Genomic DNA, 8,122 nt, shown 5'->3' on the forward strand with positions numbered 1-8,122 from the left:
GTACTCGGGCTAGTGCAAAAGCATTAGTCCTGTTTGGCTTACCAAGCGGGAGTAACAAAACATCTCGCTTAGGTAACTGGCGAGATGTTTTTATTTTATTCACTATGTTTAGAAAAGAGGATACCCTATGCGTAAAGTTGAATTTTTAGATACCAGTCTTCGGGACGGTGAACAGACTCCAGGAGTCAATTTTTCCATTAAAGAAAAGATTGCCATTGCCAAGCAATTGGAAAAATGGGGCATTTCTGCTATTGAAGCAGGTTTTCCAGCAGCTAGTCCGGATTCCTTCACTGCTGTGCAAGAGATTGCGAAGGTCTTGACCAAGACTGCTGTGACAGGTTTGGCTCGCTCCGTTAAATCCGATATCGATGCTTGCTATGAAGCCTTGAAAGACGCCAAGTATCCGCAAGTTCACGTCTTTATCGCAACGAGTCCCATTCACCGGGAGTTTAAACTCAACAAGACCAAGGAAGAAATTCTTGAAGCCATCAAAGAGCACGTTTCTTATGCTCGATCTAAGTTTGAAGTTGTTGAATTCTCACCCGAAGATGCGACACGGACGGAATTGGATTTCCTCTTGCAAGTTGTCCAGACCGCAGTCGATGCTGGTGCTAGCTACATCAATATTCCTGATACAGTCGGTTTCACGACACCAGCAGAGTACGGAGCTATTTTCAAATACTTGATCGACCATGTCAAGACAGATCGTGAGATTATCTATTCCCCTCATTGCCATGATGATCTAGGAATGGCGGTGGCTAATAGCCTCGCCGCTGTAAAGAATGGAGCTGGTCGTGTCGAAGGAACCATCAATGGCATCGGGGAACGGGCCGGCAATGCGGCACTTGAAGAAGTAGCGGTCGCCCTTAATATTCGCGAAGACTATTTCCAAGTAGAGAGTCCGATTGTCCTAAATGAAACCATCAACACCTCTGAGTTGGTTTCTCGTTACTCTGGGATTCCAATTCCTAAAAACAAGGCAGTGGTTGGCGGCAATGCCTTCTCACACGAGTCTGGGATTCACCAAGATGGCGTCCTTAAAAATCCGCTTACCTATGAAATCATCACGCCTGAGTTGGTGGGGGTTAAGAGCAATAGCCTTCCACTTGGAAAATTGTCTGGTCGCCATGCCTTTGTAGAAAAACTGCATGAGTTGGGTCTGGAATTCACAGAAGAAGACATCCAGCCATTGTTTACTAAGTTCAAATCTCTGGCAGACAAGAAACACGAGATCACTGATGCCGATATCCGCGCCCTTGTTGCCGGTACAGCAGTGGAAAATCCAGAAGGCTTCCACTTTGATGATCTTCGCCTCACAACCAATGAAGATGAAAGCATCACTGCAGCAGTCAGTCTGAAAAATGAAGATGGTGAAATTCTTGAATACCTTGCCAAAGGTCAAGGTTCAGTGGAAGCGATCTTTAATGCTATTGATCAATTCTTCCACCAAGAAGTTCGTCTGACTTCCTACACTATTGATGCGGTGACAGATGGGATTGACGCCCAGGCGCGTGTGCTGGTTACTGTTGAAAATGAAGCGACGGATACCATCTTTAACGCTTCTGGTTTAGACTTTGACGTATTGAAGGCGTCAGCGATTGCCTATATCAATGCCAATACCTTGGTGCAAAAAGAGAATGCTGGAGAGATCGGTCACATTGTATCCTATCGTGATCTACCAGATGCCTAAAGGAGAACACTATGACGAAGAAGATTGTCGCCCTAGCTGGGGACGGGATTGGGCCAGAGATCATGGAGGCCGGCCTGTCCGTGCTGAAAGCAGTGGCTGAAAAAACAAATTTTGACTATTCGGTCCAAGCTCATCCATTTGGTGGAGCAGGGATTGATGCGGCTGGTCATCCTCTACCAGCTTCTACTCTAGAAGCTACAAAGGAATCTGATGCCATTCTCTTAGCGGCTATCGGAAGTCCTCAGTATGACCGAGCACCGATTCGTCCGGAGCAAGGCTTGTTAGCTCTTCGTAAGGAGCTCAACCTTTATGCCAATATTCGTCCGGTCAAGATTTACGACTCCCTCAAGCACCTCTCTCCTTTGAAGGAGGAGCGTATCCATGGTGTGGATTTCGTAGTAGTTCGCGAGCTCACCGGCGGGATTTACTTTGGAGAGCATATCTTAGAAGAAAATCAAGCACGGGATATCAACGACTACTCAGTTGAAGAAGTAGAGCGAATCGTGAGGAAGGCTTTTGAGATTGCGCGGGGACGTCGCAAGAAAGTCACTAGCATTGATAAACAAAATGTCCTCGCAACCTCCAAGCTTTGGAGAAGAGTAGCTGATCGAGTGGCTCAAGACTTCCCGGATGTGACCTTGGAGCACCAGTTGGTAGACTCAGCAGCCATGCTCATGATTACCAATCCTTCACGCTTTGATGTTATCGTGACGGAAAACCTCTTTGGTGATATCCTTTCAGACGAGTCCAGTGTCTTGTCTGGCACTCTTGGGGTTATGCCATCGGCTAGCCATTCAGAGTCAGGACCGAGCATGTATGAGCCTATTCATGGATCGGCTCCAGATATTGCAGGTCAAGGCGTGGCGAATCCAGTCTCAATGATCCTCTCTGTTGCCATGATGATGCGAGAAAGTTTTGATCGAGAAGAAGATGCTCGTCGCATTGAAAAAGCAGTCGAAGCAACTCTTGCTGCAGGGATCTTTACGAGAGACCTAGGAGGCAGTGCTTCGACAAAAGAAATGACAGAAGAGATTATAAAACGATTATGAGTGTAAAAGGAATGATTACTGGCTTGATCCTTCTATGGAATCTCTTCGTAGGGATTCTCTACGGAGTTGATAAGGAAAAGGCCAAAAGAAATGCCTGGCGGATACCAGAAAAGACCTTGCTCTTTTATGCTTTTGCAGTTGGAGGGCTAGGAGCCTGGATAGGAGGGCTACTCTTTCATCACAAAACACAGAAGTGGTATTTTAAGGTTACCTGGCTCTTAGGAACCCTTCTCACATTTTACACACTCTACGCTTTATGGAGGTAAGGATGGCAGGAAAATCAATTTTTGATAAAATCTGGGAACGGCATGTAGTGACCGGTGAGGAAGGCCAGCCCCAACTCATGTATGTGGACCAACACTATATCCACGAGGTGACCAGTCCCCAGGCTTTTCAAGGGCTTAGAGACACTGGTAGAAAGGTTCGGAGACCAGATTTAACCTTTGGAACCTTTGATCACAATGTCCCAACTGTTAACATTTATGATATCCGGGATGTGATTTCTAAGGCTCAAATTGATAAATTAGCTGAAAATGTCAAGGACTTTGGGATCGATCATGCAGGTCATGGTTCAGAAAAACAAGGGATCGTTCACATGGTTGGTCCTGAAACAGGACGGACCCAGCCTGGAAAGTTCATTGTCTGTGGAGACAGCCATACGGCGACCCATGGAGCTTTCGGTGCCATTGCCTTTGGGATTGGGACCAGTGAGGTGGAGCATGTCTTTGCGACTCAGACCATCTGGCAGGTCAAACCGAAGAAGCTCTTGGTCGAGTTTACTGGAAAGCCTCAGAAGGGGATTTATGCCAAGGACTATATTTTGGCCTTGATTGCTCGTTATGGCGTAGCCTGTGGGGTTGGCCATGTGGTCGAATATAGAGGGGAAGCAATCGATAGCCTCACCATGGAAGAGCGGATGACCATCTGCAATATGTCCATTGAGTTCGGCTCTAAGATGGGGATTATGAATCCAGATGAAACGACTTTTGACTATCTCCGTGGGCGTGAATGTGTACCGAAAGATTTTGAAGCTGCAGTAGCCGATTGGCAGTCCCTGGTCAGTGACAACGATGCGACATATGATAGAGTCATCACCATCGATGTATCGCAGTTGGCACCCATGGTGACCTGGGGGACCAACCCTTCTATGGGAGTCGATGTGGAAACAGCCTTTCCAGAAATTCGGGATATGAATGATGAACGGGCCTATGCCTACATGGATCTCCAACCAGGTCAAAAGGCTTCAGACATCGAGTTGGGCTATATCTTTATCGGATCTTGTACCAATGCCAGACTCAGCGATTTGCAGCTGGCTGCCCGTTTCGTAGAAGGGAAGAAAATTGCCCCTAATTTAACCGCCATCGTCGTTCCAGGTTCTCGTCCTGTCAAACGAGCAGCGGAAAAAATGGGTTTGGATAAGATCTTTCTGGATGCTGGCTTTGAATGGCGTGATCCAGGATGCTCTATGTGTCTCGGGATGAATCCAGACAAGGTGCCGGATGGCGTCCACTGTGCCTCTACTAGCAACCGGAACTTTGAAGACCGCCAAGGATTTGGGGCCAAGACCCATCTCTGTAGCCCAGCAATGGCAGCTGCAGCAGCGATCGCCGGTCGCTTTGTCGATGTGCGCCAAATGTCAGAAGTTGAGTAAAAGGAGGAAGCATGGAGAAATTTACCATTTATACGGGAACTACGGTTCCCTTGATGAACGATAATATTGATACCGACCAAATCCTCCCCAAGCAATTTTTAAAGCTGATTGATAAAAAAGGCTTTGGCAAGTACCTCATGTACGCTTGGCGCTACTTGGATGATCAATACACCGAGGATCCAGAATTTATCTTTAACAAGCCAGAATACCGCAAGGCAACCATTTTGATTACTGGCGACAATTTTGGGGCAGGTTCTTCTCGGGAACATGCCGCCTGGGCCTTAGCAGATTATGGCTTTAAAATCGTTATCGCCGGCTCTTTTGGAGATATCCATTACAATAATGAACTCAATAATGGGATGCTACCAATAGTCCAGCCACTAGAGGTTCGTCAAAAGCTGGCAAGCTTGAAGCCGACAGATGAGGTAACGGTGGATTTGGAAGAGCAGAAGATCATCTCGCCTGTTGGAGAATTTAGCTTTGAGATCGATGGGGATTGGAAGCACAAATTACTCAACGGTCTAGATGATATTGGGATTACCCTCCAATACGAGGACTTGATTGCTGCTTATGAGAAGAATCGGCCCGCCTATTGGCAATAAAAATTGTATAGTTAATTAAGAATTTTCAGAAAATATATTGAAGCTTTTTGGGAATTTTGATAGAATAGAAAAAAAGAAATAGAAGAGGACGAAATTTATGACAAAACACATTCAATGGGACGGAACACTTTCACAAGAAGGATTTGACATTCTTAAAGGAGATGGTGGCTGTATCGTCTGCCCTACCAAAGTCGGCTATATCATCATGACTAGCGACAAAGCTGGCTTGGAACGGAAGTTTGAAGCCAAAGAACGTAACCGCAACAAACCTGGTGTCGTTCTTTGTGGAAGCATGGATGAACTTCGCGCCCTTGCGCAATTGAATCCTGAAATCGAAGCCTTCTACCAAAAACATTGGGATGAAGATATCTTGCTTGGTTGTATCCTTCCTTGGCGTGAAGATGCTTATGCAAAATTACAAGCCTTCGGAGATGGACGCGAAGAACTCATGACAGACGTTCGTGGAACCAGCTGTTTTGTTATCAAATTTGGTAAAGCTGGTGAGCAAATCGCCAAAGAAATGTGGGAAAAAGAAGGCAAGATGGTTTACGCCTCTTCAGCCAATCCTTCAGGTAAAGGAAACCGTGGTAAGGTTGAAGGAATCGGTGAGCGCATTGAAGGTGCCGTAGACTTGGTCATCGAAGCTGACGATTATGTAGCCTCTATCCAACCAGACAAAACCATTGAAACACGCTATGAACAAGGGGTGATGGTCTCAATGGTGGATGCAGAAGGAAAACTCATCCCAGAACAAGGAGCAGGCAGCCGTTCTGTTAATACTTGTCCAGTTGTGATCCGTAAAGGATTGGATATCGATAAGATCATGATGCACCTATCCGATCATTTCAACTCTTGGAACTACCGCCAAGGGGAGTACTATTAAAAGATAGATGTATTAAAAAGGTCGTTACTTACAGTAACGACCTTTTTGCGTTTTTTTATTATTTACTAATAGCTGACTTCCAATCTTAGTAAGTCACTACATTAATCTCGCCCTTATCGTACTCAGCGATAAAGATGTCATCAACAGTTTCGAATCCTTTTTTATTGAGTTCGGCCATGAGCCATTCTTCAGTTTTACCAATGGTCTCTAAGATCTCTACTTGGACCACACCATCTGTAATGATTGGGTATTTGGGATTTTCATCTCCCATTCGAACGATTATGAGTTGGCCATTTTGTTCGATGACGGCTCTTTTGACTTCTTTCAATTGGAAGACCCCTTGAGAGCGCAACTTAAGAGCGACGTCAGAAGCAGAAAGGCCTTTTGAGCGACAAGCTTCTGGATCTAATTTTCCGTTTTTTATGATAATAGTTGGTTTTCCATCAATCAGATGTTTGATGAAGTAAACATTGGTATTAAGCCATTTGAGTGACAGAATCAAAATCGTCCAGATGATGAGGATGACGAAATATTGAAGGATGGTAATCGAGCTATTGTAGATGACCCCGCCGATAATACCCCCGAGAACAAAGTTCTGTATTTGGTCTACTGCAGAACTTGGAGCTAAATTTCCTTTACCGGTCACATTAATAACAAAGACTAGGGAAACGAGCCCTAAAGCCAACTTAATCGCAATCGTAATAAAAAAGTCCATTATTTTTCTACCTCCACAAGTTCTACATCTGATTTATATAAGTCAATTTTTTCAAGTAAATAGCTATCTGGGTCTGTTCCGCTAATCGCACGATAGAATTGCTTGTCTACCTTGATAATAGCTCCATCGGTCGTATCCGAAGTATTGATGTAGACATCTTCTTTTTCAACGCCTAACTCTTTTGAAACGACTTCGATAAAGTGTAGGGAAGAACGAAATTGATTGTCGTTGGACTGGTTATTCTGGAAATTTGAAATACCAATCAAAACAAAGGCCACTAAGATTAAGACAGAAATGATTGATAATTCACGGAACTTACTTCCGCGTTTATCCTTATATGCCTTAAAGGCGAAAAAAGCCGTTACCAACACTAAGAGAATGGACATGATCACCATGACCCAATTTTGTTGGCTAATCTGACTCAATACATAATCATATGAATAGAATTTCATAAAAATCCTCCCGATTTTGAATTCAAGTTATTATAAACTAAATCCTCCTTAACTGCAATGATTAAAAACAAAAGGAAGAAAAAACTTATAGAACTTTTTTGAAGAGAAGTGCTTACAAAGTGATAGCAATCAAAAAAACTAGAGCAAAAGCTCTAGTCTTTATGTTTTTGATGGGTGATGTTTTTTCCCCAGGAGATGATATTTTCATTCTTGTTGAGGATGCGCTTGATATTGTCCTTGTGGCGGATGATAATCAAGGTGGTCAGTGCGAGGACGACGATGGTAAAAATCAGATCGTAGCTCGGGAGAACCCAACCAGTCAGCGGGAGGATGAGGACTCCGATACTAGCCAGAATAGCGACCGTCACACTTGAAAAGGAAATCATACTTGTCAAGTAAAGGCTAGCAAAGAAATAAATGGCTAAAAGGATGAGGAAAACGGGAGAGAAGCCGATGAGGACTCCTGCACTAGTCGCTACTGCCTTGCCTCCTTTAAAGCCTGCAAAAATTGGGAAGGTGTGTCCAAGGACTGCTAAAAGACCAAAGACCATAGGAGAAATCCCTGTAACCCCAAAAATAGTCGGCAATAAAACAGCCAAGGTTCCTTTGAGGAAATCAACCGCAAAGACAACCAGACCAGCCTTCGTCCCTAGGATTCGGAAGGTATTGGTGGTCCCTGTATTTCCAGAACCGTGTTCACGTAGATTGATGTTAAAGAAGGCTTTTCCTATCCACAAACCAGAAGGGATAGAACCTAATAAGTATGCTAATACGAGTAAAAGAATTGTTTTCATCATAGTTTCATTATATCAAAAATGCTTTGAATGAAAAAGAAAATATCTAGCTGATTTGTCACATCGGATAGTCGGCTTAAGCTAATCGTACTTAAATGGGCTAATTAAAGGGAGAGAAGAAAGAAAAATTTTGCAAAATTTCCTAAAAAGCTGTAATATAGAAAAGATGAACAAACAGGAGGTTCCTTGTGTCTAAAAAGGAAATCAACATTAATAATTATAATGACGATGCCATTCAGGTACTAGAAGGGTTGGATGCGGTCCGTAAACGTCCAGGGATGTATAT

Annotated in this window: 9 protein-coding genes; 6 read left to right on the forward strand and 3 right to left on the reverse strand. The window is 44.0% G+C overall.

Translation table 11 applies throughout. The features are described from left to right. Window positions 1-127: 127 nt before the first annotated feature. From QZ158_RS06825 to QZ158_RS06850, 6 genes are all read left to right on the forward strand, one after another. Window positions 128-1,690: a 2-isopropylmalate synthase gene (locus QZ158_RS06825; RefSeq protein WP_293886968.1), complete on the forward strand. Its 1,563-nt coding sequence runs from the start codon at window positions 128-130 to the stop codon at window positions 1,688-1,690. Window positions 1,691-1,701: 11 nt separating this feature from the next. Then, entirely contained in the window at window positions 1,702-2,739 is a 1,038-nt protein-coding gene (leuB, locus tag QZ158_RS06830; protein WP_293886970.1) for a 3-isopropylmalate dehydrogenase, read from the forward strand. Further along, window positions 2,736-3,005, forward strand: coding sequence for a DUF1294 domain-containing protein (locus tag QZ158_RS06835; protein WP_293886972.1), 270 nt, complete (start codon window positions 2,736-2,738; stop codon window positions 3,003-3,005). Before leuB ends, QZ158_RS06835 begins: the two co-directional genes overlap by 4 nt. 2 nt (window positions 3,006-3,007) lie before the next feature. Further along, window positions 3,008-4,390, forward strand: coding sequence for a 3-isopropylmalate dehydratase large subunit (gene leuC, locus QZ158_RS06840; RefSeq protein WP_293886974.1), 1,383 nt, complete (start codon window positions 3,008-3,010; stop codon window positions 4,388-4,390). Between the two features lie 11 nt (window positions 4,391-4,401). Then, window positions 4,402-4,992 (forward strand): 3-isopropylmalate dehydratase small subunit, encoded by a 591-nt coding sequence (gene leuD / locus QZ158_RS06845; protein ID WP_293886976.1) that lies wholly within the window; start codon window positions 4,402-4,404, stop codon window positions 4,990-4,992. Window positions 4,993-5,089: 97 nt separating this feature from the next. Further along, window positions 5,090-5,875, forward strand: coding sequence for a Sua5/YciO/YrdC/YwlC family protein (locus tag QZ158_RS06850; protein ID WP_293886978.1), 786 nt, complete (start codon window positions 5,090-5,092; stop codon window positions 5,873-5,875). Between the two features lie 85 nt (window positions 5,876-5,960). Here QZ158_RS06850 and QZ158_RS06855 read toward each other — a convergent pair whose 3' ends face one another. The 3 genes from QZ158_RS06855 to plsY all read right to left on the reverse strand — a co-directional run bounded on the left by QZ158_RS06855 (window position 5,961) and on the right by plsY (window position 7,836). Further along, window positions 5,961-6,593: a DUF421 domain-containing protein gene (locus QZ158_RS06855; RefSeq protein ID WP_293886984.1), complete on the reverse strand. Its 633-nt coding sequence runs from the start codon at window positions 6,591-6,593 to the stop codon at window positions 5,961-5,963. Then, window positions 6,590-7,042: a DUF3290 family protein gene (locus QZ158_RS06860; RefSeq protein WP_293886980.1), complete on the reverse strand. Its 453-nt coding sequence runs from the start codon at window positions 7,040-7,042 to the stop codon at window positions 6,590-6,592. The genes QZ158_RS06855 and QZ158_RS06860 overlap by 4 nt, the downstream gene beginning before the upstream one ends. A 152-nt stretch (window positions 7,043-7,194) precedes the next feature. Beyond that, complete coding sequence (plsY, locus tag QZ158_RS06865) at window positions 7,195-7,836, reverse strand: glycerol-3-phosphate 1-O-acyltransferase PlsY (RefSeq protein WP_293886982.1); 642 nt, start codon at window positions 7,834-7,836, stop codon at window positions 7,195-7,197. Between the last annotated feature and the right edge of the window lie 286 nt (window positions 7,837-8,122).

Origin of the sequence: Streptococcus sp. A12 (assembly GCF_905372335.1) — a bacterium.
In the GTDB taxonomy this organism is placed as follows: Bacteria; Bacillota; Bacilli; order Lactobacillales; family Streptococcaceae; genus Streptococcus.